Raw genomic sequence first — 24,832 nt, 5'->3', positions numbered from 1 at the left:
ATCCCCGCGCAGGCGGGGACCTCTCTCAGCACTTTCTGACACCAGCAGTCCGCCTCCCCAACGAAAGTTGGGGTCCATGGCGGATGAGAGGCGCATTCACGACCCAGCCGCAATGGATCCCAGTATCCGCTGGGACGTCGGCTCTGTTAGGTCTTCACACCGCAACATCTTGCACTTTAACGCGCTCACGATAGACCCCGCCACATGACAAAGCCCTTGCGCCTCGCCTTCATGGGAAGCCCTGACTTTTCTGTCCCCGTGCTCGCCGCCCTGATCGAGGCGGGCCATGACATCGTCTGCGTCTATTCCCAGCCGCCCCGCCCGTCTGGACGCGGCAAGAAGCTGACACCCACACCCGTCCACCGCTATGCCGAGGAGAACGGCATTGAGGTGCGCACACCCAATTCCCTCAAAAGCGAGAACGAGAAGGCCGCCTTCGCTGCACTGGATCTCGATGCAGCGGTCGTTGTCGCCTATGGCCTTATCCTGCCGCAGGCCGTGCTCGACGCGCCGCGCCTAGGCTGCATGAACCTTCACGCCTCGCTCCTGCCGCGCTGGCGGGGGGCGGCCCCGATCCAGCGGGCCATCATGGCAGGCGACAAGATAACCGGCATTCAGGCGATGATGATGGAAGCTGGTCTGGACACCGGCCCGGTCCTCGCCACCGAAACGACGGAAATCGCGCCGAATGAGACTGCCGGCTCTCTCCATGACAGGCTGTCGGCGCTTGGTGCACAGCTTGCGCCCCGCGCGCTCGAAGGCCTCGCCGGCGGGATGCTGACGCCAGAGCCGCAAAGCGAAGACGGCGTCACCTATGCTGCCAAGCTCGCCGCCGCTGACCAGCGCATCGACTGGTCCCACAACGCGCCAGAGATCGACCAGCAGATCCGCGGCCTCTCACCCTTCCCCGGCGCCTGGTTTCACTGGACCCCCGAAGACGCCGTTGAACCGCTTCGCATCAAGGCGCTGATGAGCGAATATGTCGAACACGCCCATGATGCACCACCCGGCACCCTGCTCGACGACGACCTTCTGGTGGCTTGCGGCGGCGGCAAGGCTGTGCGCCTCAAACGCCTGCAAAAACCCGGCTCCCGCGCCATGGAGGCCGAAAATTTCCTGCGCGGCAACAGTATCAAAGCGGGGGCCCGCTTCGAATGAGCCTGAAGATCCGCGACGCCGCGCCAGCCGACATGGACGCCATTGCCGCTCTCAACGATGCCGCCTTCGGTACGCCAGATGAGGGCGTCATCACCCGCCAGCTTGCCCGCGATGGCGACAGCCTCGTCTCCCTTGACGCTGAGGATGAGACCGGCACATTGATCGGTCACATCGAGTTCTTCCGCATCCTGGTGAATGGCAAGGATGTCGCCGCTGGCCTCGGCCCGATGAGCGCGGCGCCCGGCCACCAGAAACAGGGCGTCGGGTACGCCCTCATCAAGGCCGGCATGCCGCGCGTCGAACAGCTCGGCCGCCAGCTTGTCTTCGTGCTTGGGCATCCGGACTATTATCCGCGCTTCGGCTTTCATCCAGCCGTCGCCGCGCGCTATAAAGCCCCCTGGTCCGGCGAGGCGTTCATGGCGATCGAGCTTTTTGAAACCGCGCCGCGTTCTGGCACCCTCACCTATCCGCGCGCCTTCATGGAAACCGTATGAGCCAGCGCCTCCGCCTCCTCATCGAATATGATGGCCGTCCCTATAATGGCTGGCAGCGCCAGGACGGGCAGCCGACCGTTCAGGCGGCGCTGGAACGCGCCGCTGAAGCGCTCGACGGACAGCCTGTCGTGGTCCAGGGTGCCGGGCGCACGGATACGGGCGTCCACGCCACCGGACAGGTCGCGCATCTCGAACTTCAGACACCGCGCCCCGTCCGGAAGCTCGCCGATGCCCTCAACCATCACCTTCGGCCTGACCCGGTCGCCGTGCTGAAAGTCGAGGAGGTCGATGAGAGCTTCCACGCCCGCTTCAGCGCTACGGGCCGGGCCTATCGCTACATCATCCAGACACGCCGCGCGCACCTTACCTTTGATCGCGGCCTCATCTGGCGCACGCCCTTCAAGCTCGACGTCGCTGCCATGCAGGAGGCGGCAAACCACTTGCTTGGTCAGCATGATTTCACCACCTTCCGTGATACGGCCTGCCAGGCAAAAAGCCCTGTAAAGACGCTCGACACGCTAGAGGTTTTCCGCCTCGCCGACCGGATCGAGATCACCACAACTGCGCGCAGCTATCTGCACAGGCAGGTTCGCTCCATCACCGGCAGCCTGCTGGAGGTTGGCCGCGGCATGCAAAAGCCCGGCTGGATGAAAGAGATACTGGAAGCCTGCGACCGCACCACGTGCGGCCCGGTCGCCCCCGCCGACGGGCTCTATCTGGAACGCGTCATGTATGACGGGGATGGCTGACATGGACCGGCGCCGGATCGTGATTTCCGGCTGCTCATCGGGCGGCAAGTCCACTCTGCTGAAAGAGCTTGGCGCGCGCGGCTTTAAGACGGTCGAAGAACCCGGCCGCCAGATCGTCCGTGAAGCACTGGAGACCGGTTCGGATGCCTTGCCTTGGGTCAATCCGGCAGCCTTCGTCCAGAAAGCCATCCAGCAGGCCGCAAAGAGCCTCTCCGATGTCCAGAACCATGACGGCCCCGTCTTCTTCGACCGCTCGGCCATAGACGCCCTCGCGCATTGTGAACGCCTGTCGCTCACCCTGCCCGATGAGGTGAAGGCACTGGGGCGCAGCTGCCTCTATGCGCGGCCCGTCTTCTTCGCCCCGCCCTGGCGCGATATCTATGTGCGCGATGACGAACGTCCGCTCCCCTTTGAGGAAGCGGTTCGCGAATACAACTGGCTGCGCCTCGCCTATCCAGCGCGCGGGTATCGCCTGATCGAATTGCCAAAAACCAGCGTCGAGGCTCGCGCCGACTTTGTTTTGAATTCTCTGGGGCTGCCGCGCATAAGTCGGTGACATCTAAGGAAGTCGTCATCCCGGTTTTGGCGCAGCCAAACACCGGGACCCAGAACGCTTCGGAAAGATGGGGCCCGGCTCTCCCTGCGGTCGGCCGAGATGAAAACAATTTGTCGAGCGAGAGCAAGCTTCAATAACCGCGCGCGATGTCCACATCCGCCTCAACCGTCAAACCCGCGAGCCGCCTCTCCAGCAACTTGAGAAGGCGTGCCTGCCCGTCTCCAGGCAGCGTCAGCCCGGACACGTGCGGCGTCACGGTGACCCGGTTATCGCTCCAGAACCAGTGCCCGGGGACCAGCGGCTCATCGCGGAAAACGTCCAGCACTGCATGATGCACCCTGCCGCTATCAAGCGCTGCCTTCAGCGCCTCTTCATCCAGCGTCGCTCCGCGCCCGACATTGATGAAGAGCGCACCGTCCAGCTTGTCGAAAACATCCGCGCCAATGGCGCTATCAGTCTGCGGCGTGAAGGGCAGCGCCCCGATAACGATCTTCGCCGCGGCGCCAGCCGACAAATCCGCTAGACGCATCACTTTATCGAAGCCTTTCGCAGGCCTGCCAGTCCGTGACAGGCCCAGCACTGGCGCCTGCAGCCCCTTGAAAGCCCCCGCAACGCCCTGCCCAATGGATCCAGTGCCGATCACCGCGACCTGCGTCTCGAACAGATAGCCGGGCGCCGCGTGCTCCCGGTCCCAGTCGCGCTCTGCCTCAAGCGACCGTCGCAGGGCAGTCTTCTGCAGCCAGGATAGCGCATATGCGGCGCAATACTCGCCAATCTGCTGGCCCATCCGGCCGGTCGTGCGGGTGACAAGCGGGGCAGGCTCAATGCCCGCAAACGCCTTACAGATCGCGTCCACGCCCGCCCCGACACAATGCACCCAGCCATATTTGGAAAGGTCTTCATCCTCTGGCGGATAGAAGGTGACGAGCACCTTTTCAGGCCGGCCGGTCTCCATCGGTTTGCGAAACACATCGATGCCTGGAAAGGCCTCTCGTAAGGCCTGCTCCAGCCCGTCGCCCTGGCTAGAATGGATACGCACAGCAATGTCAGTTTCGTCCACAGGCTCAGTCAAAGCAGCTTCTCCATCTTCCAGTTATGGAGCGCCACCCCATCAATTTCGAGCGGTCGGCGCAACACTGTGGCATAGCCCGCCCGCGCAAAAACCGGCCGGGCCGTTTCGCTTGCCTCGGTATGAAGGCGCGTCATGCCCGCCTGCCGCGCCGCAGACTCGATGGCGGCAAGCAACGCGCTGGCGACGCCGCGGCCCGCATGATCCGGATGGCAATAGAGCATGTCGACATGGCCATCGGCTTCCAGATCGCTGAATGCGATAGCAGTGTCCGTTTCGTCTACCGCGACAAATGTCGCCCGCCCATCACTATACATCTCATGCAGGCGCTCAGCGGTGACACGCGCCCCGGACCAGACTGCCACCTGTTCAGCTGTATAGTCCCGGCTTCCCAGCTGAAGGATCGCGGCGCGGAATATCTCTTCCAGACGCGCGGCATCGCCCGCCCGGTAAGTACGGAGTTTCACGGAAGGTGCCGCTCAATCCAGCTCAGAATGACTGCAAGCGCCCTGTCGCGCTCGGTATCATTCAGCAGCTCATGATAACCGCCCTCGAACACGTCCAGTGTCTTGTCGCTCACGCCAATCGTCTCGAAAAAGCGTTGCGAGCCCTCAAACGGTGTCAGCCTGTCTGCATCGCCATGAATGATCAGCACCGGCGCCTTCCATGCGGAAAATTTCGCCCACGCCGTCTCAAGTACCGACACAGCGGTCGCGCCGAGGCGCGCGGCGGGCGGCTTCGTGATGACGTCTGGATTGTTACGGTACGCTGCCACCACAGCCGGATCACGGGAGATCGCGCCAGCTTCCAGCGGCGGCGTCGGGCGCGCGGATGGCGCAATCGCTGCGATCAGGCCAGCCAGCGTTTTCAGCACGGGGTTGAGCTCAATCTGAAGGGCGGGCGCGCTCAGCACGACCGCCTCTACACCTGCTGGCTTGCCTGCGACACTCGCCGCCGTGATCAGGCCGCCCAGTGAATGTCCGAACAAAAGGATTGGCGCTTTGCTCTCCAGTGCCAGCGCCTCGCGGGCCATCTGGTGATGGTGCACGGCCTGCTTCATATCGGTCGCGCCGCGCGGCCCCGGTGAGGCGCCATGCCCGTTCGCATCAAAGGCAAAGACGCTGATGCCAGCCTTGTTCAGCGCCGGAATCAGCTGGTTGTATTCGGCGACATAACGCGTCGCATACTCGCCATAGCCGTGCATGAGGAGGAGGTTCGCCTTCGCCCCTTCAACCCGCCAGGCATAGCCCGCCACCGGCGCCCCGAACCGCCATGCCTCGACATTGACCGCCATGACCGACTTCCTTTTTTCTGACTTCGCCGCCTAGCGAATATTCTCCAGCAGCAGCTCCAGCGCCTCACGCGCGAACAGCTCCATATTGGTGACGCGGTCGCTCAGCCCGGTTTCGAGCGTGCGGGAAATCTCCACGCCGTCACCCACTAGCGCCGTGCAGGTATGCCCTGCCGCATCGCCATAGCCATTGCCGTCCGGCCCGGCAGCGCCCGTCTCACACAGGCCCCAGTCGGCGCGCAGCCGCTCACGGATCGTTGCGGCAGCAAAGCGCGCATAGGGCTCACTGGAGGAGCGCATCCCGCCAAGATCGTCCTTCGACAGACCGACCAGCCCGCGAAACGCGGCCGGCGCATAGATCACACCGCCGCCCCGGAAATAGGCCGACGCGCCTGCCTGCGCGAGCAGGGCAGCCGACACGAGACCACCAGATGATGACTCCCAGACGCCAATCGTCTGACGACGCGCCTTGAGGATGGTGCCGATCTCCTCGGCAAGGGGAAGAAGCTCTCTCATTTCGCCATCAAGCCTGCGTCCGGCCAGTTTTGCAACCTTACCCTCCGCCATCTTGCGCGCCCCCACCCTCTTCCTCATCTATGCTCAGCAACAAAAAGGAAGGGGAGCGCATGCGCTATTTCGAAGACATGGAACCGGGCACGATCACCCATTCGCCGCGATCCTATAGGGTCACGCGCGAAGAGGTCATCGACTTTGCCTCCAAATACGACCCCCAGCCCTTCCACCTCGATGACGAAGCGGCGAAACAGACTTTCTTTGGCCGTCTCTCTGCCTCTGGCTGGCACACAGCCGCCATGACGATGCGCCTGATGGTCGAGACGATGCAGCAGGGCGAACCGCAAGCGGGCCTTGGCTCCCCTGGCATTGATGACCTTAAATGGATCAAGCCCGTCTATCCGGGCGACGAAATCCGCATCGAAATGGAGATGATCTCGAAGCGCCGCATGAAGAGCCGCCCCGACATGGGCCTTACCCGGTCAGAAAACCGCGTCTACAACCAGAATGATGAGCTGGTAATGAAGTTCATCGGCAATGGTCTCATCAAGGTTCGCAACCCGGAAGCGCCGATAGAAGACGAGATCACCGCATGAGCGACGCCGACGCGATCCGCGCTCAGCAGAAATCCCATTGGGACGGCGCGGGCGGCGAGACATGGGTCGATGCCCAGTCCGTCATGGACGCCATGTTCGAAGAGATCGAAAGCCGCCTCGCGGCAAGCGCGGCGCAAGGCGGCGCATCCCGCATCCTCGACATCGGGTGCGGCACCGGCGCTGTCACACTCGCAGCCGCCAAGGCAGCGCCATCGGCCCACCTCACCGGGATCGACATTTCAGGCCCGATGCTCGCCCTCGCTCGCAACCGGGCCAGCGCCACTGAAATAGACGCCGACTTCATCAAGGCTGACGCCGAGATCTACGACTTCAGCAACAATCGCTTCGACCTCATGATCTCCCGCTTCGGCGTGATGTTCTTCGCTAATCCGGTGAAGGCGTTTTCAAATCTCAGATCCGCCGCCACGGACGCCGCCAGCCTGCACCTCTATGCTTGGCGCAGCCCGGCCGACAATCCATTCATGAGCGCGGGAACGCGCGCCGCCGCCCCCTTTCTCGATGAGATGCCGAAGCGCGAAAAGAACGCGCCCGGCCAGTTCGGTTTCGAAGATCGCGACTATGTTCACGCCATGCTGAAAGACGCTGGGTGGACCAGCATCGACATCACGGCTGAGGATATTCCCTGCAGCTTCCCTGTGAGCGAACTGCCCCTGTTTCTCGACAGGCTTGGTCCCGTACCACGCCTTCTCGACGTGAACCCTCAGGCCGACAGGGACGCCGTGCAGGCAGCTGTAGGCAAAGCGTACGAGGCTTTCATTGTGGGTGATGAGGTTCGTTACACCGCCGGGTGCTGGGCAATCAGGGCCAAAGCACCTGCCTGATGTCCTGTAGAGGAACCTGCCCCCTGCGAGCGCATTCAGAAAGGGTATTCACGCTGGGCTGAAGGGACGCGCACTATCTCCACGCAGATCGCAATCATCGTATTTCTGGCCGCGACCTTTGTCGTTACGCTGGCAGGCATCCGTATCATTTCGACCGCAGACAGGCTGGCGGATCGCACCGGTCTTGGTGAAGCGGTCTTTGGCGGCATACTCTTGGGCGCCAGCACCTCTCTTTCTGGCATTGTGACATCCCTGACGGCGGCCTCTGCCGGCCTCGCCTCGCTCGCCGTCTCCAATGCCGTTGGCGGGATCGCCGCCCAGACCACTTTCCTCGTCATCGCAGATCTAATCTACAAGCGCGTCAACCTCGAGCACGCTGCCGCCGACGCCAACAACATGCTCATGGCGGCCATGCTGGTCCTGCTGATGAGCCTGCCGCTCGCCGCGAACTACGCCCCCGAATACACCCTGTTCGGCATACACCCGGCATCCTTGCTGCTGTTTGCGGTCTACTTCTTTGGCACCCGCGCAGCCGTTCAGCTCCGCAACAAGCCGATGTGGCGCCCGCGAGAGACCGATGAAACCCGGGAAGACGCGCCTGACGAGGAAGAAGCCCAGATTCATAGCCTTCCCGTGATGATCGCCATATTCGTTGGCCTCAGCCTCGTCCTCGCTGCCTGCGGTTATGCCATCGCCCAGTCAGGCGCAGTCATCTCCTCCAATCTGGGCATCTCCCAGACCATTGTCGGCGCCCTGATGACGGCTGTGGCGACCTCGCTGCCAGAGCTGGTCACCACGCTCGCCGCCGTGCGCCGCGGCGCGCTTCAGCTGGCGGTCGGCGGCATCATCGGCGGCAATACGTTCGATGTCCTGTTCCTGTCACTATCGGACATCGCCTATCGCGACGGCTCGATCTATCATGCGATGACGCAGGCCGACGGGCTGATGCTCATCGGTGCGACCGTGATCACCACTATCCTGCTCATGGGCCTCATCCTGAGGGAACGCCGTGGCATCGGCTTCGAAGGCCTCGGCATCCTCGTAACCTATTTCGGCCTGATGGCATTGCAGGTCTCGATCAATTAGCGCGAAGCGTCGAGGCCTGCCCGCCGCCCGGCCCTACGGCCGCAACAGTTCGTTGATGCCGACCTTGCTGCGCGTGCGCTCATCGACGGTCTTGATGATGACCGCGCAGTAGAGGCCCGGACCCTTGCCATCGGCAGCAGGCATCGAACCCGGCACGATGACCGAATAAGGCGGCACTTCGCCCATGACGACTTCGCCGGTCGTGCGGTGCACGATCTTGGTCGATTGCGACAGGAACGTCCCCATCGCCAGAACCGAGCCTTCGCGCACGATCACGCCTTCGGCAACTTCAGCGCGCGCGCCAATGAAGCAATTGTCCTCGATAATGGTCGGGTTGGCCTGCAGCGGCTCAAGCACGCCGCCAATGCCAGCGCCGCCGGACAGGTGCACATTCTTGCCGATCTGCGCACAGGAGCCGACCGTCGCCCAGGTGTCGACCATGGTGCCTTCATCGACATAGGCGCCGATATTCACGAAGCTCGGCATCAGCACCACGCCCGACGCGATGTAAGAGCCACGGCGCGCCACAGCGTTCGGTACGGCGCGCAGGCCCGAGGACGCGAAATCATCGCTCGTCCAGCCATCGAACTTGCTTGGCACCTTGTCCCACCAGGTCGAGCCGTCAGGCCCGCCCTCGATCGGACCGTTGGCATTGAGGCGGAAAGATAGAAGCACGGCCTTCTTCAGCCATTGATGCACGACCCAGTCGCCATCAGCGCCCTTCTCGGCAACGCGCGCCTTGCCGCTGTCGAGCATGGCAAGCGCCTCTTCGACAGCATCGCGGACCTCGCCTTTCGTGTCTGTCGAGACACTGGCGCGGTCTTCCCAGGCCTGTTCAATCGCGGTTTCGAGGGCTGCAGTCATGGCGGTCTCCGTCCTGTTCTTATAGCCCGCGTCTTCAAGCGCGATTGAGCCGGATGGGCAAGACCTTCCAGTGTCGCGCTGTCAGTACGATCAGGCCCCTAGCTCTCTGCAGGCTCCAGCGGCTCAACCATGCGGAACGTATTGCGCAGATAGGTCACGAAGACCGGGCTGATGCCTTCTGCTTCCATATGGGCCACAGACACGGGCGTCTGCGGTGACTTGTAATCCGCATCGGCTTTCACGCGCTTTGGCAGGTCATGATGCAGGATCGCCGCCCGCCCGATCATTGCATAGTCGAGCCCAGCCTCCAGCACGTCGCGTATGTCCGCCCCATCGCGGATCTTGCCCGCGCCGCCAAGCCGCGTGCCATGACGCGGCAGATCGACGAAATGCTCCAGCAGGCTCTTGCCGCGCAGCGTTTCATCGTCGGGCAGCTTCTTGTAGTCCCAGAAAGAGATATCGACATAGTCGAGCTTTCCGCCCGCCATCAGGTCACGGACGAAGTCGACATTTTCCGGCAGGCTAAGGCCAAACCGCTCTGGCGAGAGGCGGATACCGACCTGAAAGTCCGGCCCGCACGCCGCGCGGATACCATCCACGATCTCGCGCGTCAGGCGCGTGCGGTTTTCGACGCTGCCGCCATAATCATCCGTGCGCTGATTGGTATCCGGCGACATGAACTGGGCGAGAATATAGCCATGCGCGCCGTGGATCTCGACGCCGTCAAAGCCTGCCGCCTCAGCGCGCCTCGCTGCTGCAATGAAGTCATCGCGGACGACATCCACTTCGGCGCGCAACAGGGCCCGCGATCCAGTTTCGGCATGGTCCGATGGTCCGACAGGCTCCGGCACGGCGGTCTTGTCGGCGCGAATGCCCGCATGGTGCAGTTGCAGCGACGACACCGCCCCCTTCGCACGGATGGCATCGGCGAGACGCGTGAGCCCTTCAATATGCTTGTCGTCCCAGCAGCCAAGCTGGCCTGGAAAGCCCTGACCGGCGGCCTGCACATGCGCGGCCGCCGTCATCACCATGGCAAAGCCGCCATCGGCCCGCATGGTCAGCCAGTGAAACTCTTCGTCGGACAGGACGCCATCGGCATGGCTCTGCTGGTTGGTCAGCGGCGCCAGTGCCAGCCTGTTCTTCCAGGCTGGACCACGGGTAAACGTCAACGGGGCGAACATGTCTTCTACAGCCAAATCAGGCCTCCTTTTCCTGCCGGACATACACCCTGCCAGCCCCCTTCCCGTCCAGCACTAACTTCGCGTCAGCTTGCCAAAACTGCGACTTCGGGCGAATGCTCAGTGCATGAAACTCTATACCGTCCCCGTCGCGCCCAACCCGACCAAAGTCATGCTCTATCTTGCAGAGCGCGCAGAGGCGGGTAACGCGCTGCCTATCGAACAGAAAATCGTCAACACGCTGAAGGGCCGCCAGCGTGAGCCTGATCACCTCGCCCGCAATCCGTTCGGCACGCTGCCCGTCCTCGAGCTGGACGACGGATCATATCTGCGCGAGTCGCTGGCCATCATCGATTATCTGGAGAGCAAATATCCAGATGGCGCCCTCGCGCCATCAGACGCCGAAGCGCGCGCCAGGGCCCGCGACCTTGAACGCATCGTCGAGCTCAAGATCGCCAATCCGCTGGCCATCTATGTCCACTACAAGAAGTCGCCGCTTGGCCTGCCGCCAGATCCGGTACAGGCCGCCGCCATCGAGAAGCAAATACAGGCCCCGCTCGACTTCGTTGAAGAGACGCTGGGCGATGGCCGTGACCTTCTGGCGGGCGACAGCGTCTCAACCGCGGACCTCACCCTCGCCTCACACCTGCAATTCGTCCGATTTATCGGCGTCGACATTCTCGGCGAGCGCCCTCGCCTTCGCGACTGGGACACACGCTACCGCGCCCGCCCCGCCGCGAAAGCTGTCCTGCAATGCTGAGACCAGCCGCCTAGCTATTCCACCAGGGCTTGTCCTTGAATGGCCTGATATCGATCTCATGGCTCCAGGCAGAGCGATGCTGGTGCGCGACATGCCAATAGGTCTCCGCCAGTTCGCCCGGCAGGATCAGCTCATCCTTACCCTCGCTCTTGGCGGCCTTCAGCTCAGCAAACCGCTCCGGCCCAAGCAGCTTGCCCAGCGTATCCGGCGCCTCAACAGGCCCATCGATCAGAATGTGCGCGACATGAATGCCTTTCGGCGCGAACTCGGCGTTCAGCGTCTGGCATAGCATGCGCCGCCCGCCCATGGCCGCCGCGTGTGAGTGCTGGCCCGCATTACCGCGCACCGCAGCAGTCGCAGACGTCACCAGCAACGTGCCTGATCCGCGCGCCTCCATCTGCGGCAGCAGCGCCTGCGCCAGCCGAAAAAGCCCGAACGTCGCCATCCGCCAGCCAAGCTCGAATGTCTTCAGCGGTGTGTCACCAAGCGCCCGGTTGCCGATCTGAGCCCCCAGATTGAACAGCGCGACCTCGATCGGCCCGATGTCGCGCTCGACCCGGAACACAAGATCCTCGATCGCGCCCTCCTCGACCGCATTGAGCAGCATGCCGGTCGCGTCGCCGCCGCTGTCCTGGATCCTCGACACGAGCCGCGCCAGCCCGTCCTCATCGGAGCGCCTGCAGAGCACGGCATGATACCCGCCCGCCGCAAAACGCTGCGCCACATGACCGCCGATCCCAGCCCCCGCCCCAAGAACCAGCACTACCGGTTTACGTTCTGCCATCTCAATGCCTCCTCCGTATCCTACGTGCAGCATAGGCACGCCGGTGGTCCGCGTCATCATCGCACGCGCCCGTGATGAGGCTCGCCAGCGCCGACCGCCCCTATTATCATCGCCAGATGAAAGAGAGAGCCGCCCTCATCGAAGACACGCTCCAGCGCCTCGCAGATACAGTCGGTGACCCCCAGCCGCTCGTCTATGCCCGCCTCTTCGCGCTGCGCCCTGCTTTCGAACCCATGTTCGATATGGACAGCGATGGCGGTGTGCGCGCTGCGATGCTGGAAACCTGTTTCGACTGCATCCTCGGACAGGCCGCAGGAAGCCCGTCACCCTGCTTCCACCTCGAAGCCGCTCGCATACAACATGACGGCTATGGCCTCACCGCCGAAGATCTAAACCTGATCTTCGCGGCAATACGCGATGTCTGCCACGATGCGCTGGGCGAGGACTGGACCGAAAAAAGGGACGCCGCATGGACGTCCCTTCACGATGAACTCGCGGGACTCACCCGCGAGACAGCCGACATTTGAAGGTCGCTACGCCTTGGGGCGGCCTGCGCGGCCCTAAGCAGACACCGCTTCCAGCCGCTGTTTCGCCTTCGCTGTTTCAAAGCCGGAATAGCCGCTCGCGGCAACCTGGTCGCAGATGATGCGATAGACATCGACGCCCGCCACATAGGCCATGAAGGTCCGCGGCTTGCCTGGCACGTTTGCGCCAATGTACCAGCTGTTTGCCTGCGGGAAGAGCGTCTGGTTCGCCATCGCCTCATTGTGCTCGGCCCACTCTTCTTCGGCGGCCTCTGTTGGCTCGATCGTCCCCAGACCGCGCTCCCGCATCCAGCCGATACAGTCGCTCACCCAGTCCACATGCTGCTCGATGGAGACCATCATGTTGGAAAGAACGGACGGACTGGAGGGCCCAGTAATCGTGAACAGGTTCGGGAATCCGGCAATCGCGATGCCCAGATAGGTATGCGGGCCGTTCGCCCACTTGTCGCTGAGGGCCACGCCGCCCTTGCCGCGAATATCAACCTTGAGCAGCGCGCCGGTCATCGCATCGAAACCGGTTGCAAAGACGATCACGTCAAAATCTTCCTCGCCTGCACTCGTCTTGATGCCTTTCGGCGTGACCTTCTCCATCGGCGTCTTGCGAAGGTCGACGAGGGTCACATTATCGCGGTTGAAGGTTTCATAGAAATTGGTGTCGAGACATGGCCGCTTCGTGCCGAACGGATAGGAATACGGCGTCAACGTCTCGGCAATTTCAGGGTCCTTCACGCGCGCCTTGATCCGCTCGCGAATGAAGTCAGCGATGATCGCATTGGACTCCTCGTCCGCCAGCGCATCAGCGAACTTGGTCGTCAGGCCGGTCAGCCCCTGCGTCCAGCCTTCCTCGAGGCGCCGCTGGCGCTCCTCTGGCGGGACCATGGCCGCAGGCTCCAGCGCCCGTTCCGGCTTTGGAATACCCGCAAAATTATACTTCTGCTCCTCACGAAAGTCGCGGTAGCGGCCCTTCATGTCAGAGACTTCCTGATTGGTCAGCGGCCGGTTGCCCGCTGGCAGCGAATAGGCCGGCGTGCGCTGATAGACGGTCAGCTGGCTCGCCTGTTCTGCAATGTGCGGAATGGCCTGGATGGCTGAAGAGCCCGTGCCGATGACAGCGACTTTCTTTCCGGTAAAGTCGACACCCTCATGCGGCCAGCGCCCGGTGATATAGGTCGGCCCCTCAAAGCTTTCGGCGCCCTCAATGTCGGGCTCCTTTGGCACTGAAAGACAGCCCGTCGCCATGATGAAATAGGTCGCTGAAATCGCCTCGCCCGTATCGGTATAGATCGTCCAGCGCGAGGTATCCTCATCATAGACGGCGCGCGTCACGCGCGTTTCGAAGGTGATGTCCTTGCGAAGGTCATAGCGTTTGGCGACATGCTCGGCATAGGACAGGATTTCCGGCTGCGTCGCATAGCGCTCACTCCAGCTCCAGTCCTGCTCCAGCTCCGGGTCGAAGCCATAGGAATAGCCAAGGCTTTCAATGTCGCAGCGCGCGCCCGGATAGCGGTTCCAGTACCAGGTCCCGCCGACATCATCGCCCGCCTCGATCACACGCGTCTTGAGGCCCATCTCGCGCAGGCGCTTGAGCTGGTACATGCCGGCAAAGCCTGCGCCGACGACGACCGCATCTGCCTGCGAATAGCGGCCAAGATGCTGGTCGATCTGGTCGCCGACATAATCGATGGCCTTTGCCTGCGCCGGGAGCAGCCCCGGCATGGCGAAGAAATTGTGCATCTGTTTGTCGAACTGTTTGAAGGTAACCGGCACGCCCGCCTTGCGCAGGGCATCGGCATAGGCCTCGCTCTCCTCGCGCAGGATGTCGTACTCGGCTGTCACCACGACAGCTGGCGGCAGGCCGGAGAGGTCATCTGCGTGCAGCGGCGAGGCGTCGACTTTTTTCCGGTCGGCTTCGTTCGGGGCGTAATGGTCCCAGAACCACTTCATCATCGGCGTGTTGAGCAGCAGCTGATTATCCATGTTTGCGTAAGACGGCCGCGTCATGTCGCAATCGGTCACCGGATAGACCAGCATCTGCAGCGCAATCTTCGGCGCGCCAGCGGCCTTGGCTTTCTGGCAGACGATCGCGGCCAGATTGCCGCCCGCACTGTCGCCGCCCACCATGATTGGCAGGTCAGCGCCGCCCAGCGCTTTCAGGTTCGCCGCCGTCCAGTTCAGCGCATCCCAGGCATCATTCGCGGCGGTCGGATAGCGATGCTCCGGGGCCTTGCGATAATCGACCAGCAGCACGGTGCACGCCGTGCGCTCGGCCAGCTGGCGGCCGACACAGTCATACTGATCGATGTTGGACAGGACCCAGCCGCCGCCATGATAGAAGACCATCACGCCCTTCGGCTTGTCCACCGGGCGATGGATACGCGCGCGGATCTTCGCGCCGTCGCTGGCGGGGATCTCGATGTCGCGCGTCTCGGCCATTTCTGGCCCGTCAGGATAGGCGCTCGCCATGCCTTCGCCGACCATCCGCGCTTCTTCCGGGCTCAGCTCATACATGGGCGGGCCGTCCGCCTGTGCGAACTGGGCCAGCAATGCAGTTGTCGCAATATCCAGTTTCATGGCCTGTCTCTCCCTTGTCTTTTGCCGCCATGTTCGCTTTTGGAACGCGTTCTGGCAATCGTGCACGCAGGGGAAAGCGGTACTGTGGTGAGGGGCAAACCGGCACCATTGCAAACGCCTGGCCGGAACCTGATCGGGGCAACAGGGTTTTCTCAGCAGGACAAACTCAAACCGACCGTGAAAGCAAACCCATGATCAAGCTCGCCTTCGTCTTTCTCATCATCGCCCTGATTGCAGGCCTGCTCGGCCTCACAGGCATTGCCGGCGTTGCCGTCGACATTGCGATGTTCCTGTTTATCGCTGCCCTGGTTATCTTCGCCGTTCTGCTCATCCTCGGCCTGACGGTGTTCAAGAAGGTCACGTCCTGACTCGGGCTTCAGGCGCCCCGGAGAGGTTCGGGGCGCACCACGTTCAGCACCCCTTGCAGGAAGCCCGTGAGGTCATCAGTCAGATAGTCGACATGCGGATGATCTGCGTCATCCGCCCCCGCAGGCCGCGCTTCGACCGGCTCATGGCTCCAGTCCTTCTTTGAGTGGACGAGCACGGTAGCAAAACCCATCGCATGGGCGGGCTTCAGATTGCGCTCAAGATCCTCGAAGAAGACCGCCCGCGCCGGGTCGACATCATGGTGACGGCAGAAGGCGTCATAGGCAGATTGCGTCGGCTTTGGCGTGTAGTCGCTGTCCTCGATGCCGAACAGGCCATCGAAACTCGCGCCCAGCTTCATATACTCGGTCACGCGCTCAGCATGCCGGCGGGAGCCATTCGTATAGACCAGCTTCCGGCCCGGCAGCGCCGCGATGACCTCACACAGATCCGGCAGGTGCGGCAGCGGCGATAGGTCGATCTCATGCACATGCGCGAGGAAGTCCTCTGGCGACATGCCATGCATCGTCATCATGCCGCGCAGTGTCGTGCCATGCTCGGCATAATACCGCTTCTGCAGCGCCCGTGCCTCGTCCCGCTCCATGCGCAGGAAACGCGCGACGAAGTCCGTCATGCGCTGGTCGATCTCGGCGAAGAGGTCGCATTCGGCCGGATAGAGCGTATTGTCGAGGTCAAACACCCAGGTGTCGCGCCCCGCCAGCGTCTCCAATACCATGTCAGACGCCATCAGCTCTCCGCCTCGTCAAAATCGCGCTCGAAGAGCTCATAGGTCAGCTTTCCGTCCGCCGCGGGCACGGTGCCCTTGAACTCCACCGTGCGATAGGCCGACGCCTCGCAGTCCTCGCGCCCCGTTATCGCGAACCGCCCGCGCGACACACAGAAAAGGTCGCTCGCCCCTTTGAGGCGCCGCGTGCCGTCGTCTGTCTCCATCTCGGCGAAGACGAAATGCGGCGCGTTCAGCAGCGCATCATCGATGGCCCGCGCACAACCACCGCTCTCCAGCTGCCACCAGCCGCGGCTCTCCCAGCCTTCGCCCTTGCGCCGCGCAATTGCCGCCCAGATCCGCTCATGCGTGCGATTGCAGAGGGTGAGGCCAACCTCCCGCCCCTTCTCACGCGCAATCTGCTCCAGCACATCGACCAGTTCGGCATCGCTCGTCTCGGCGCTCAGTTCAGTCTCATTCAGGAATGTGCGGATCGCGCCGCGCGTATTGCGCCCGATATAGCCGTCGATCCGCCCTTCATAGACGTCCGCCTCATTGAGCAGGCGCTGCACACCGGCCGCCGCCGCGGTCTCGAGGTCATAGTCTTCAAGCTCGGTGAAACTCGTCGTCCAGGCGCCAGCCTCCTCGATCAGGATTGGCCTGAACTTGCGCGATGAGAGGCCCATCAAAGCGCATTGCGACGGGCTCTCGACAGAAAAGCTGCCCGTCGTGTCGACGCAATAGGCATTGTCCCCGCCCCAGACTTTGCGGCCGCCGCGATGCGCAGACGACGAGCGCCCGAATAGGTAATGCACCCCCGGCTCCAGCGGCCCGTCCAGCGCAACCTCGCAAGCGCCGGGCCGCAGCCGCGTCCAGCCCTCGACCGTCACGCCCTGCCCCTCGAACCGGCCGGTTGCCGCCTCGATGACATAGCTTGTCTGGTTGCACAGCTGCCAGCCGCCGGGGCTCGCCGGCAGGTCCGCATCGCCTTGGCCCACCGCAACACCGGGCAGAGCTACGGCCAGCGCCGCGCCCGCGAAAAGCCCGCCAAAAACCCGCCTAAAGGACAATCGTCCCGGCCCCGTGTTCGGTGAACAGCTCCATGAGAAGCGCATGTTTCGCACGTCCATCCAGAATGACCGCCCCGCCAACGCCATTCTTGACGGCGGCGGCCGCCGTTTCAAGCTTCGGGATCATACCGCCCGACGCGACCCCGTCCCGCACCAGCGCCGGCACGTCATCGGCCTGAAGCTCCCGGATGAGCTCCTTCTTGCCGTCCAGCACGCCTGCGACATCGGTCAGCAGCAAGAGACGCATCGCCCCCAGCGCGCTCGCAATCGCGCCCGCTGCCGTGTCGGCATTCACATTATAGCGCTTGCCGTCTGCATCGACGCCGACCGGCGCGATCACCGGAATGAAATCATGATCATAATTGGTCAGCAGCTTCAGCACTGCCACATCGACCGCCTCAGGCTCGCCGACATAGCCAAGGTCGATCACCTGCTCGACATGGCTATCGGGGTCGCGGGATGTCCGCGTCGCCCGGCGCACCCGCATCATGTCGGCGTCAGAACCAGAGAGGCCCACCGCCTTGCCGCCCGCCTTGTTGATGGCCCGCACGATGGATTTGTTGATCGGCCCCGACAGGACCATCTCGACCACTTCCATCGTCGCATCATCGGTGACCCGCAGGCCGTCGCGAAACTCCGACTTGATGGAAAGCCGGTCCAGAAGGCTCGCAATCTGCGGCCCCCCGCCATGCACGATGACCGGGTTCACGCCGAGATGCTTCAGCAGCACGACATCGCGCGCAAACGCTTCAGACAGCGCCTCATCCACCATGGCATGCCCGCCATATTTGATGACCACGGTCTGGCGGTCATAGCGCTGAATATAAGGCAGCGCCTCAGACAGCGTTTCAGCGGTAAATTGCGCGGGGGTATGGGGGGTATCGCTCATGGCGCCGCGTTTAGCGGGTTTTGGGCGGAGGGGGAAGGTTTCGCGCTTGCCTCACTGCGCGCCCTGTCGCAGGCTCCCGCCGGGGTACTGCGCTGAAAGGGGGACATGATGCGGCTTCGGCGCGTTTCGAAACACGTGAAAGACCAGAACTGGGCCGCCGTCGTCCTCGACTTTGCGATTGTCGTCGCCGGCATTCTGATCGCGTTCCAGATCACCAGCTGGAGCGAGGCCCGCCAGGACCGCCGCGAGGAGCAGCGCTATCTCGCCGAGCTTGCCACCAATCTCAAGGCCGACCTCACCCAGGCCCGCGCTGGACAGCAGGTGTCGCTACAACGCCTGTCAGCCGCCGAAGCCATCCTAGAAGAGGCCGCGCCCGGCTATGACAGGTTGCCCTTCTTCGCCGCGATCGAGGAAGACTTGCCGCCGCTGGGTATCGTCGCGGATTACCCCTACGCCCACCTCACCTCCTATTACTTCATGATCATTTCGAGCAGCACGTTCGAGGAGTTGATCCAGACGGGCAATATCGGCGTTCTGTCCAACCGGGATCTGGTGATGGAACTGACCGACTACTACCACCGCCTCGACCGCCAGCGCGGCGACGACGACCTTATCCTGACCCAGGCCGAAGGCATGCTCGACTGGGCGCGCGAGAACGGCGTCGGCATGGGCGATCGCGCAACGCTGGAAGAGACTGTGAGCCGCGCGCTGACCGACGCCGAATTCCTCGGTTTCGTAAAGATGGCGGGCTTTCTCGCCAACTGGCAGTATGACAGCCTCGCGGGCATAGAATCCGAGGCCGAGGAATTGCTCGCGGCCGTGGAGGCGGAACTGAAGGACCGTTGAGATCGCACGGTCCGACGACCCATCTGGCCAGCGCGCCTGCTTGCCCGCGCAGCGGCCTGCACCAGTCAGCCTGACGACCGCGCCGAAGAGACCGCGCCGCCAACGGTCGAACAGGTTTTACATTACCGGCTGGACGAATAAGCGTTCGGTTAGAGACTAGATCGACCCCTGCTTAACTCTGGATATAGGGCAGCGCCTCAGACAGCGTTTCAGCGGTAAATTGCGCAGGGGTATGGGGGGTATCGCTCATCCGGAGCGTCTAGCGGGATTTGGCGGATGGGGGAAGATCAATGCGATATTAACAAAACGGCATGATCGAGGAGAATCAGTGAATAATCCACGAATTGCGCAGGAGCGACTTTTGGTAGAGAATAAGCTTTCTATAGTCGATTTATTCTCAGGCTGCGGCGGCTTCGGTCTGGGCGCGGAATGGGCGGGGTTTGAGACCATTGTAGCGGTCGATAAAGACCCAGACCTTCAGTCTTCCTACAGCCTAAACTTTCCGCGAGCGCGCGCTGTCGTTTCTGATGTGAATGAGCTAGATGATACTTTCTGGCGAAAAATGCTCCGTGGCAAGCGACCAACAGGGGTCATTGGCGGCCCTCCCTGCCAAGGCTTCAGCACAATTGGCAAGAGAGCACCTGACGATATCAGAAACACCCTGCTGGCGAGCTTTTTCAAGCAGGTATCGATTATTCAGCCAGACTTTTTTGTGATGGAGAATGTCGCAGGAATCTTAGATCCGAAGTATTCCGAAATGATGCAAAGCAGTATGTCTTCGATCATCGACGACTATCGTATATTGCAACCGATAACCATTTCTGCCGAAGAATTTGGGGCGCCCACAAAACGAAAAAGAGTCCTAGTAATTGGCGCTCGCAACGATTCCGGCATTTACTTCAAGCCATCCGACTTCGTCCCCAAACAAACGTCACTCGTCACGATCGCGGATGCGATCAGCGACCTCCCTGCTCCTTCGAAACAAGCTCAAAGAGGTCAGTTCGACTGGGGGGAATACGCATGCGCCATTGAGGAAGCATCCACGTATGCGCAACTCATGCGCCAAGTACCTGATGGGCATCTAGGGTGGGAAAAAGCTATCGCTAAATTGCTCGACAACCAAACGTCGGGAAATTTGGCAACGGAACATTCGCCAGCTGTCGTGGATCGTTTTCGTAATACCGCACCAGGCAAAACTGAAAGTGTTAGCCGATACCCGCGACTAAGCTTAAATGGGCAATGCCCTACTCTTCGCGCAGGTACGGGCGCAGACCGCGGCAGCTATCAGTCCATGCGTCCTCTACATCCCGTTGACCCTCGAGTGATATCGGTAAGAGAAGCAGCGCGTTTGCAGAGTTTTCCTGACTGGTTTGTCTTTCATCCAACAAAATGGCACAGCTTTAGGATGATAGGAAATAGCGTTCCACCGCTGGTATCGAAGTCAATTCTATCTAAAATCAAAACTCGAATCGAAAACAAGCAGCTTCATCATAGGGTGTTAGCGGCTGAGTGAGGGCCAGTGGTAAAGAAACAACTCCGCGTAGATACGTCGCCCGACAAACAGTTTCTCATTGATACCTTCTCCCGTGATGCGTCCGCCATTGATTGCATTTTTGACTTACTAGATAACTCGATTGATGCTGGCAGCGCGCATCTGCGATTTTTAGGCGCAAAGCCAGATCAAGAAGGCCTGCTCAAAACTTATGACCCGATAGAGATTAAGCTATTCGTATCCGCTCGCGGTGTGAAGATAGTCGATAATTCCGGGGGAATGACGTCAGCAGACCTTGAAAATTCTATATTGAAGTTTGGTCATCGTTCAGCGCAGCCGTTCTCAATTGGAATGTACGGCGTCGGCTTAAACAGAGCGATATTTAAACTGGGTGAGCACACCACGATCAGCACCCACACAGGGACGGAGCGCTCTCACGTCTCTCTCGATATGACTAGCTATCGATCAGACGATGATGAATGGCTTATCGAGGGAGAAACCGAATCCTCTAAGTCCCAAGCCAGCACCACAATTAAGATCACCAATCCGCCCGCATCTATAGTTCGACATCTGTCGGATACCAGCTTTACTGATCGCTTATCCACTGAGGCCTCAATTAGATATTGCAGGTTTTTAGAACGCGGTCTGTCGCTGAATATTAATAAGAACGGCATTCAGCCAAGGAGTGTCGTCGTTAGAGAGAATGGCCCGTTCAAACCGCTCACGAAAGATTTTCAAATGCCGTCGGGCGTAAGAGTGTCAATCGTTGCAGGACAGCACGAAGAACATCGTTTCAAACGCGAGCCGGACTACGACAAAGCCATAAACACGGCACTGGGCAGTGAATATGGCTGGTCTGTATCCTGTAACGGTCGGGTTGTGGTGCGGGCGGACAGAAGCCCCAAGACCGGATGGGACCAAAATTGGCATAACGAATTTAATGGATTTGTAGGTTCAGTTTCGTTTTCGGCAGAGAATGGGCAACTGCTACCTTGGAATTCACCCAAGAATGATGTCGTCGTCTCCGATGACACCTATCAACAAGTTCTTGAAGATATGAGGCAGTTCACTCGCAATTGGCGAAGCTTTATTTCTTCAATGAAACGGCAGCCCAAAAACTCCACCATTCATCCACCTCCAGCAAAACCCAAAGCTCCAAAAAAACCACCGGTAAAGCCCAAGCGACGCACCTCTCAGAAGTCGATCACAAAACCTATAGGCTACAGAACCGTCCTGCCTGTGGATATCAACGAAATTTATTGTTCAGATAAGCTTTTGGACCTCGTGCATGAGGCTAAACGACATGACCTTTACGATTGCCGTTATTCAGGGCTGGCTCTAATCCGAATGCTGTTTGAGATCGGAGCAGCTGTATTCTTTATACGGCACAAATTATATCAAACCATGATTGATGGCTGCATCAAAATTGAGGAATCGAGCAGGGGCGCCCCTTTATCGAGCAAAAAGAAAAAGGATTTCTATCCCAGCCTTTCCGTACTGATTGACTATCTTAGCCAGAACTACAGTGATTGGGATCTCGGACAAGCAAAGATGTTAAAGCCAAGTTTAGACAAGTTTAAACACCATAAATCTGATCTAAATAGCGCCATACACCACCCTATTACTACAATAAGTACACATAAAGCTATATCAATTCGTGATGAGGTCATGCCCGTACTACGGCACTTTATTGAACAATAATCTCCAGGTCGCTTTTGGGTTCACCACCAACCAAACGCCCCCTCGCGCGTTTCTGCTCTCCTGACACCGCACCCTCAAGAGAGCCCCCATGCGCAAACGCTATATTGCCCTTCCCCTTCTCGCCCTGATCCCGCTGGCGGCGGCCTGTGTCCTGGCCCAGCCGGACAATCGCACCGCCAAGGGCAAACCGGCCACCGTGGCCGAGGTGGACCTCACCCGCTATGCTGGCACCTGGTATGAGATTGCCCGCTATCCCAACAGTTTCGAGAAAAACTGCATCAACACCACCGCGACCTATGGCCTGAATGATGATGGCACGGTCAGCGTCGTGAATGAGTGCACCAACAGCGAGACCGGAGAGACAAAACGCGCCGAGGGCACGGCCCGCATCGTCGACGGCTCGAACAATTCCAAACTCGAGGTCAAGTTCGCCCCCGACTGGGTGCCGTTTGCCTGGGGCGACTACTGGATCCTCGCGCTGGAAGCCGATTATTCGGCGGCCCTCGTCGGCTCCCCCGATGGCAAATACCTCTGGATCCTCGCCCGCGAGGAAGAGCCAGACCAGTCCCTCATCGACCGCATGCTGAACGCGGCCCGTGAGAAGGGCTTTGCGACAGAACCGCTGGTCTGGAGGCAATAAGCATACGTCCGCTCATCCCCGCGAAGGCGGGGATCTCGTGCAGCAAACTCCACCCTCAGTCTTCCTGAGACCCCCGCCTGCGCGGGGGTGAGCGGGATGAGGGAATGTGAGGGCAGTTGAAGGTCTCAATACCTTCAGGCCGAATGGCAGACCCTGCCATTCGGCCACAGCCAGCCTTTTTCGATCAGATGGGACACGCGCCCCCACCCGAGAAACACAAGGCCTGAAATCGAAGTCAGAAGATGGACCCTCAGACCGCCATGCAGTCGAGGGTGACGCTGAATGCGAACCAGCCTTCAAACCCAGCCTCACCGTTCCGAAGACCCCTGTGAAGACAGGGGTCCATGGTGTCTCCTTTCAGCGAAGCACCCGCTTGGACGAGGCTCGATGGATACCTGCCCTCATCCTGAGCCTGTCGAAGGACGGAGGTATCTCCGGCGACGTCGGAGAAGACTCCTGATCTCTCACAACTCTTTGAATCCACCGCCGCAAACGCCCTCATCCTGAGCGACGTCGAAGGATGAGGGCGCCCGCCGATCCCGAGGAAATACCCAGAACATCCCCCTCCCTTGGCGGTGGCCCTACACTGCCCCGCATGCTGGACTGGCAAACCCTTGTGAAAGCGCATGCGCTCGTACCCGTCTGGTGCTGGCCGGTCCTTTGGCATTATCTCGCCAGACTTGAAGCCACCGCAGAGCTTGCGCGCACTGAAGGGCGCGGCGGCTTTGGGTGGGAGCTTCTGAAGTCAGGCGTCATCCGCGTCACGCACTGGCCGGAGTCGGACGCCGAGCGGGCGGCGCGCGGCGCCCTGCCGCGCAGCTTCGACTACGCGCCATGGGAGCGGCTCGACCCGGACCGCGCCCCCTGCTGGCCGGTGGCAGACTGGTGCACCGCAGAAACACCGCCCATACACCGTGGCTGCACCCTCCATGCACCACCCGGGATGCACCCCGCCGCCCGCGGGCCGCCAAGAGGAGATCCGCTCATCCCCGCGAAGGCGGGGATCTCGGCCAATTTGGGTGTGAGTTTGCTTCACGAGATCCCGGCCTGCGCCGGGATGAGCGGATAAAAATTGAAACCCGAGGCCGCCCTGCCCACCAGCAGCGCGGCCGCACGCGCTGCTCAGCTCAGAACCTTCACCATGAAGACGGAATTTGGGTCTTCCTTATAGTCCGCAAAGGGGCCGCAGAAGACAAAACCGTGCCTTTCATAAAGGCTGCGCGCGGGCTGGAAGGCAGGTTGGCTGCCCGTCTCCAGGTAGACACGTGAATAGTAGCGCTCACTGGCCGCCGAAAGGATATGGCGCAGCATCGACTTGCCGAGCCCGCCCCGCCTGAACTGGGCGACCGTATGCATCGCCTTGATTTCGCCTGACTTTCCGTCCGCAAGCCGCTTCAGCGCGCCGCAGCCGACAAGTTTCTCACCATCGCGCATTTCCCAGACGGTGAGGTCTGGCGCGCGCATCGCATCGATCTTCAGCGCGTGGGAACTTTCTGGCGGACTGGTTTCGAGCATAAGCGCCTTATGGGCGCCGATAAGGCCCCTGAAATCCTCTGCGTCGAGGTTGGCGGGCGCAATGGAAATACTCATCTTGGAGAGGAGAAATGCCGCGCGGCGCGGTGTCTTGCAAGCCTTAATCCTGTGACATCGCCCATGAGCGAGGCGGCTTGCAACGAAAGCGGAAAACCTCAATGCTGGCAGTCATGGCAACCCTATCCCGACCCGTGAAAACACTCGCCCTCCTCCTCACCGGCGCGGCCCTCACCGCCTGCGTCGGCCCCCGGAAAGAGGCGGTCCCCTATATGTCGAGCGAAGGCGTCGCAAATGCCGCCTACACCGCGACCTATAATGGAAACGCCTCTGCCAGCGGCAAACTACGCGCAAAGCCGGCCGCGGAAATCGAGGAAACTGGCGAGGTGGAAGCGCCAGTCGATGACACCGCCGAGGTCAGCGAGCGCTAGGTTTCCTGGCTTCCGCGCCAGACCTGAATTTACGTTCATGTCACAGTCAGGCGGGGGCTGTTAGTCTTTACCCAGACTGACTGAAAC

General features: G+C 61.1%; 28 protein-coding genes. 16 read left to right on the top strand and 12 right to left on the bottom strand.

The window, feature by feature from the left end; all coding sequences use genetic code 11:
• The first annotated feature begins 204 nt into the window (after positions 1–204).
• The 4 genes from fmt to O4G74_RS06390 are packed head-to-tail and all read left to right on the top strand — an operon-like array spanning position 205 to position 2,957.
• Entirely contained in the window at positions 205–1,158 is a 954-nt protein-coding gene (fmt, locus tag O4G74_RS06405; protein WP_269401804.1) for a methionyl-tRNA formyltransferase, read from the top strand.
• Complete coding sequence (locus tag O4G74_RS06400; protein WP_269401803.1) at positions 1,155–1,652, top strand: GNAT family N-acetyltransferase; 498 nt, start codon at positions 1,155–1,157, stop codon at positions 1,650–1,652. The genes fmt and O4G74_RS06400 overlap by 4 nt, the downstream gene beginning before the upstream one ends.
• On the top strand, positions 1,649–2,401 hold the full coding sequence (truA, locus tag O4G74_RS06395; protein ID WP_269401802.1) for a tRNA pseudouridine(38-40) synthase TruA: 753 nt from the start codon (positions 1,649–1,651) through the stop codon (positions 2,399–2,401). The genes O4G74_RS06400 and truA overlap by 4 nt, the downstream gene beginning before the upstream one ends.
• Complete coding sequence (locus O4G74_RS06390; RefSeq protein ID WP_269401801.1) at positions 2,385–2,957, top strand: AAA family ATPase; 573 nt, start codon at positions 2,385–2,387, stop codon at positions 2,955–2,957. Before truA ends, O4G74_RS06390 begins: the two co-directional genes overlap by 17 nt.
• Before the next feature lie 130 nt (positions 2,958–3,087).
• Here the strand turns inward: O4G74_RS06390 and O4G74_RS06385 are convergent, their stop codons facing one another.
• From O4G74_RS06385 to O4G74_RS06370, 4 genes are read right to left on the bottom strand one after another with little or no spacing between them, the layout of a single operon-like run.
• Positions 3,088–4,029, bottom strand: a complete 942-nt coding sequence (locus O4G74_RS06385; protein ID WP_269401800.1) for an NAD(P)-dependent oxidoreductase — start codon at positions 4,027–4,029, stop codon at positions 3,088–3,090.
• On the bottom strand, positions 4,026–4,493 hold the full coding sequence (locus O4G74_RS06380) for a GNAT family N-acetyltransferase (protein WP_269401799.1): 468 nt from the start codon (positions 4,491–4,493) through the stop codon (positions 4,026–4,028). The genes O4G74_RS06385 and O4G74_RS06380 overlap by 4 nt, the downstream gene beginning before the upstream one ends.
• On the bottom strand, positions 4,490–5,320 hold the full coding sequence (locus O4G74_RS06375) for an alpha/beta hydrolase (RefSeq protein WP_269401798.1): 831 nt from the start codon (positions 5,318–5,320) through the stop codon (positions 4,490–4,492). Before O4G74_RS06375 ends, O4G74_RS06380 begins: the two co-directional genes overlap by 4 nt.
• Before the next feature lie 30 nt (positions 5,321–5,350).
• Positions 5,351–5,833, bottom strand: a complete 483-nt coding sequence (locus O4G74_RS06370; protein ID WP_419715369.1) for a CinA family protein — start codon at positions 5,831–5,833, stop codon at positions 5,351–5,353.
• An 80-nt stretch (positions 5,834–5,913) separates the two neighbouring features.
• Between O4G74_RS06370 and O4G74_RS06365 the strand changes: the two genes are divergently transcribed.
• The 3 genes from O4G74_RS06365 to O4G74_RS06355 are packed head-to-tail and all read left to right on the top strand — an operon-like array spanning position 5,914 to position 8,354.
• On the top strand, positions 5,914–6,426 hold the full coding sequence (locus O4G74_RS06365; RefSeq protein ID WP_269401796.1) for a MaoC family dehydratase: 513 nt from the start codon (positions 5,914–5,916) through the stop codon (positions 6,424–6,426).
• A complete protein-coding gene (locus O4G74_RS06360) occupies positions 6,423–7,268 on the top strand; it encodes a class I SAM-dependent methyltransferase (RefSeq protein ID WP_269401795.1) in 846 nt (281 codons plus the stop codon). The genes O4G74_RS06365 and O4G74_RS06360 overlap by 4 nt, the downstream gene beginning before the upstream one ends.
• Positions 7,269–7,301: 33 nt before the next feature.
• Positions 7,302–8,354 carry a sodium:calcium antiporter gene (locus O4G74_RS06355; RefSeq protein WP_331283520.1) on the top strand — a complete coding sequence of 351 codons (1,053 nt, stop codon included), beginning with the start codon at positions 7,302–7,304 and terminating at the stop codon, positions 8,352–8,354.
• 33 nt (positions 8,355–8,387) lie between these two features.
• On the opposite strand, the gene dapD is transcribed toward O4G74_RS06355, so the two are convergent.
• Both dapD and O4G74_RS06345 read right to left on the bottom strand, forming a co-directional pair.
• Positions 8,388–9,218: a 2,3,4,5-tetrahydropyridine-2,6-dicarboxylate N-succinyltransferase gene (gene dapD, locus O4G74_RS06350; RefSeq protein ID WP_269401794.1), complete on the bottom strand. Its 831-nt coding sequence runs from the start codon at positions 9,216–9,218 to the stop codon at positions 8,388–8,390.
• 98 nt (positions 9,219–9,316) lie between these two features.
• Positions 9,317–10,399 carry an NADH:flavin oxidoreductase gene (locus tag O4G74_RS06345; protein WP_419715368.1) on the bottom strand — a complete coding sequence of 361 codons (1,083 nt, stop codon included), beginning with the start codon at positions 10,397–10,399 and terminating at the stop codon, positions 9,317–9,319.
• A gap of 124 nt (positions 10,400–10,523) precedes the next feature.
• Here O4G74_RS06345 and O4G74_RS06340 point away from each other — a divergent pair, with 124 nt between their 5' ends.
• Complete coding sequence (locus O4G74_RS06340) at positions 10,524–11,156, top strand: glutathione S-transferase family protein (RefSeq protein WP_269401792.1); 633 nt, start codon at positions 10,524–10,526, stop codon at positions 11,154–11,156.
• Positions 11,157–11,166: 10 nt separating this feature from the next.
• On the opposite strand, the gene O4G74_RS06335 is transcribed toward O4G74_RS06340, so the two are convergent.
• On the bottom strand, positions 11,167–11,940 hold the full coding sequence (locus tag O4G74_RS06335; protein ID WP_269401791.1) for an SDR family NAD(P)-dependent oxidoreductase: 774 nt from the start codon (positions 11,938–11,940) through the stop codon (positions 11,167–11,169).
• A 116-nt stretch (positions 11,941–12,056) separates the two neighbouring features.
• On the opposite strand from O4G74_RS06335, the gene O4G74_RS06330 reads away from it, so the two are divergent.
• Positions 12,057–12,467, top strand: a complete 411-nt coding sequence (locus O4G74_RS06330) for a globin (RefSeq protein WP_269401790.1) — start codon at positions 12,057–12,059, stop codon at positions 12,465–12,467.
• 33 nt (positions 12,468–12,500) lie between these two features.
• On the opposite strand, the gene O4G74_RS06325 is transcribed toward O4G74_RS06330, so the two are convergent.
• Positions 12,501–15,056: an alpha/beta hydrolase fold domain-containing protein gene (locus O4G74_RS06325; RefSeq protein WP_269401789.1), complete on the bottom strand. Its 2,556-nt coding sequence runs from the start codon at positions 15,054–15,056 to the stop codon at positions 12,501–12,503.
• Positions 15,057–15,247: 191 nt separating this feature from the next.
• On the opposite strand from O4G74_RS06325, the gene O4G74_RS06320 reads away from it, so the two are divergent.
• The gene (locus O4G74_RS06320; protein ID WP_269401788.1) at positions 15,248–15,424 is read left to right on the top strand and encodes a DUF1328 domain-containing protein; all 177 of its coding nucleotides are present in this window, start codon (positions 15,248–15,250) and stop codon (positions 15,422–15,424) included.
• Positions 15,425–15,432: 8 nt separating this feature from the next.
• On the opposite strand, the gene O4G74_RS06315 is transcribed toward O4G74_RS06320, so the two are convergent.
• From O4G74_RS06315 to argB, 3 genes are read right to left on the bottom strand one after another with little or no spacing between them, the layout of a single operon-like run.
• Entirely contained in the window at positions 15,433–16,170 is a 738-nt protein-coding gene (locus O4G74_RS06315; RefSeq protein ID WP_269401787.1) for a pyrimidine 5'-nucleotidase, read from the bottom strand.
• Positions 16,170–17,216 carry a DUF1036 domain-containing protein gene (locus O4G74_RS06310; protein WP_269401786.1) on the bottom strand — a complete coding sequence of 349 codons (1,047 nt, stop codon included), beginning with the start codon at positions 17,214–17,216 and terminating at the stop codon, positions 16,170–16,172. Before O4G74_RS06310 ends, O4G74_RS06315 begins: the two co-directional genes overlap by 1 nt.
• Positions 17,206–18,105 (bottom strand): acetylglutamate kinase, encoded by a 900-nt coding sequence (gene argB, locus O4G74_RS06305; protein WP_269401785.1) that lies wholly within the window; start codon positions 18,103–18,105, stop codon positions 17,206–17,208. Before argB ends, O4G74_RS06310 begins: the two co-directional genes overlap by 11 nt.
• A 105-nt stretch (positions 18,106–18,210) precedes the next feature.
• Between argB and O4G74_RS06300 the strand changes: the two genes are divergently transcribed.
• From O4G74_RS06300 to O4G74_RS06280, 5 genes are all read left to right on the top strand, one after another.
• Positions 18,211–18,951 (top strand): DUF6090 family protein, encoded by a 741-nt coding sequence (locus O4G74_RS06300; RefSeq protein WP_269401784.1) that lies wholly within the window; start codon positions 18,211–18,213, stop codon positions 18,949–18,951.
• A gap of 232 nt (positions 18,952–19,183) precedes the next feature.
• Positions 19,184–20,464, top strand: coding sequence for a DNA cytosine methyltransferase (locus O4G74_RS06295; protein WP_269401783.1), 1,281 nt, complete (start codon positions 19,184–19,186; stop codon positions 20,462–20,464).
• A gap of 6 nt (positions 20,465–20,470) precedes the next feature.
• Positions 20,471–22,144, top strand: coding sequence for an ATP-binding protein (locus O4G74_RS06290; protein WP_269401782.1), 1,674 nt, complete (start codon positions 20,471–20,473; stop codon positions 22,142–22,144).
• An 88-nt stretch (positions 22,145–22,232) separates the two neighbouring features.
• On the top strand, positions 22,233–22,784 hold the full coding sequence (locus O4G74_RS06285) for a lipocalin family protein (protein WP_269401781.1): 552 nt from the start codon (positions 22,233–22,235) through the stop codon (positions 22,782–22,784).
• A gap of 595 nt (positions 22,785–23,379) precedes the next feature.
• Positions 23,380–23,853, top strand: a complete 474-nt coding sequence (locus tag O4G74_RS06280) for a hypothetical protein (protein WP_269401780.1) — start codon at positions 23,380–23,382, stop codon at positions 23,851–23,853.
• Positions 23,854–23,906: 53 nt separating this feature from the next.
• Here the strand turns inward: O4G74_RS06280 and O4G74_RS06275 are convergent, their stop codons facing one another.
• Positions 23,907–24,374: a GNAT family N-acetyltransferase gene (locus O4G74_RS06275; protein ID WP_269401779.1), complete on the bottom strand. Its 468-nt coding sequence runs from the start codon at positions 24,372–24,374 to the stop codon at positions 23,907–23,909.
• 113 nt (positions 24,375–24,487) lie between these two features.
• On the opposite strand from O4G74_RS06275, the gene O4G74_RS06270 reads away from it, so the two are divergent.
• On the top strand, positions 24,488–24,745 hold the full coding sequence (locus O4G74_RS06270) for a hypothetical protein (RefSeq protein WP_269401778.1): 258 nt from the start codon (positions 24,488–24,490) through the stop codon (positions 24,743–24,745).
• Positions 24,746–24,832 lie beyond the last annotated feature (87 nt).

Origin of the sequence: Henriciella marina, from assembly GCF_027213945.1 — a bacterium.
Lineage (GTDB): Bacteria > Pseudomonadota > Alphaproteobacteria > Caulobacterales > Hyphomonadaceae > Henriciella > Henriciella marina_A.
This window is presented reverse-complemented; position numbering and strand designations above follow the sequence as displayed.

Excerpts from the sequence above, each read along its gene's own strand:
- truA (WP_269401802.1), top strand. The coding sequence starts at position 1,649 with ATGAGCCAGCGCCTCCGCCTCCTCATCGAATATGATGGCCGTCCCTAT.
- O4G74_RS06270 (WP_269401778.1), top strand. The coding sequence starts at position 24,488 with ATGGCAACCCTATCCCGACCCGTGAAAACACTCGCCCTCCTCCTCACC.
- O4G74_RS06275 (WP_269401779.1), bottom strand. The coding sequence starts at position 24,374 with ATGAGTATTTCCATTGCGCCCGCCAACCTCGACGCAGAGGATTTCAGG.
- O4G74_RS06345 (WP_419715368.1), bottom strand. The coding sequence starts at position 10,399 with ATGTTCGCCCCGTTGACGTTTACCCGTGGTCCAGCCTGGAAGAACAGG.
- O4G74_RS06340 (WP_269401792.1), top strand. The coding sequence starts at position 10,524 with ATGAAACTCTATACCGTCCCCGTCGCGCCCAACCCGACCAAAGTCATG.
- O4G74_RS06330 (WP_269401790.1), top strand. The coding sequence starts at position 12,057 with ATGAAAGAGAGAGCCGCCCTCATCGAAGACACGCTCCAGCGCCTCGCA.
- O4G74_RS06375 (WP_269401798.1), bottom strand. The coding sequence starts at position 5,320 with ATGGCGGTCAATGTCGAGGCATGGCGGTTCGGGGCGCCGGTGGCGGGC.
- O4G74_RS06325 (WP_269401789.1), bottom strand. The coding sequence starts at position 15,056 with ATGAAACTGGATATTGCGACAACTGCATTGCTGGCCCAGTTCGCACAG.
- O4G74_RS06365 (WP_269401796.1), top strand. The coding sequence starts at position 5,914 with ATGCTCAGCAACAAAAAGGAAGGGGAGCGCATGCGCTATTTCGAAGAC.
- O4G74_RS06315 (WP_269401787.1), bottom strand. The coding sequence starts at position 16,170 with ATGGCGTCTGACATGGTATTGGAGACGCTGGCGGGGCGCGACACCTGG.
- O4G74_RS06285 (WP_269401781.1), top strand. The coding sequence starts at position 22,233 with ATGCGCAAACGCTATATTGCCCTTCCCCTTCTCGCCCTGATCCCGCTG.
- argB (WP_269401785.1), bottom strand. The coding sequence starts at position 18,105 with ATGAGCGATACCCCCCATACCCCCGCGCAATTTACCGCTGAAACGCTG.
- O4G74_RS06300 (WP_269401784.1), top strand. The coding sequence starts at position 18,211 with ATGATGCGGCTTCGGCGCGTTTCGAAACACGTGAAAGACCAGAACTGG.
- O4G74_RS06280 (WP_269401780.1), top strand. The coding sequence starts at position 23,380 with ATGCTGGACTGGCAAACCCTTGTGAAAGCGCATGCGCTCGTACCCGTC.
- O4G74_RS06335 (WP_269401791.1), bottom strand. The coding sequence starts at position 11,940 with ATGGCAGAACGTAAACCGGTAGTGCTGGTTCTTGGGGCGGGGGCTGGG.
- O4G74_RS06390 (WP_269401801.1), top strand. The coding sequence starts at position 2,385 with ATGACGGGGATGGCTGACATGGACCGGCGCCGGATCGTGATTTCCGGC.
- O4G74_RS06360 (WP_269401795.1), top strand. The coding sequence starts at position 6,423 with ATGAGCGACGCCGACGCGATCCGCGCTCAGCAGAAATCCCATTGGGAC.
- O4G74_RS06295 (WP_269401783.1), top strand. The coding sequence starts at position 19,184 with ATGGGGGGTATCGCTCATCCGGAGCGTCTAGCGGGATTTGGCGGATGG.
- O4G74_RS06370 (WP_419715369.1), bottom strand. The coding sequence starts at position 5,833 with ATGAGAGAGCTTCTTCCCCTTGCCGAGGAGATCGGCACCATCCTCAAG.
- dapD (WP_269401794.1), bottom strand. The coding sequence starts at position 9,218 with ATGACTGCAGCCCTCGAAACCGCGATTGAACAGGCCTGGGAAGACCGC.
- O4G74_RS06400 (WP_269401803.1), top strand. The coding sequence starts at position 1,155 with ATGAGCCTGAAGATCCGCGACGCCGCGCCAGCCGACATGGACGCCATT.
- O4G74_RS06320 (WP_269401788.1), top strand. The coding sequence starts at position 15,248 with ATGATCAAGCTCGCCTTCGTCTTTCTCATCATCGCCCTGATTGCAGGC.
- fmt (WP_269401804.1), top strand. The coding sequence starts at position 205 with ATGACAAAGCCCTTGCGCCTCGCCTTCATGGGAAGCCCTGACTTTTCT.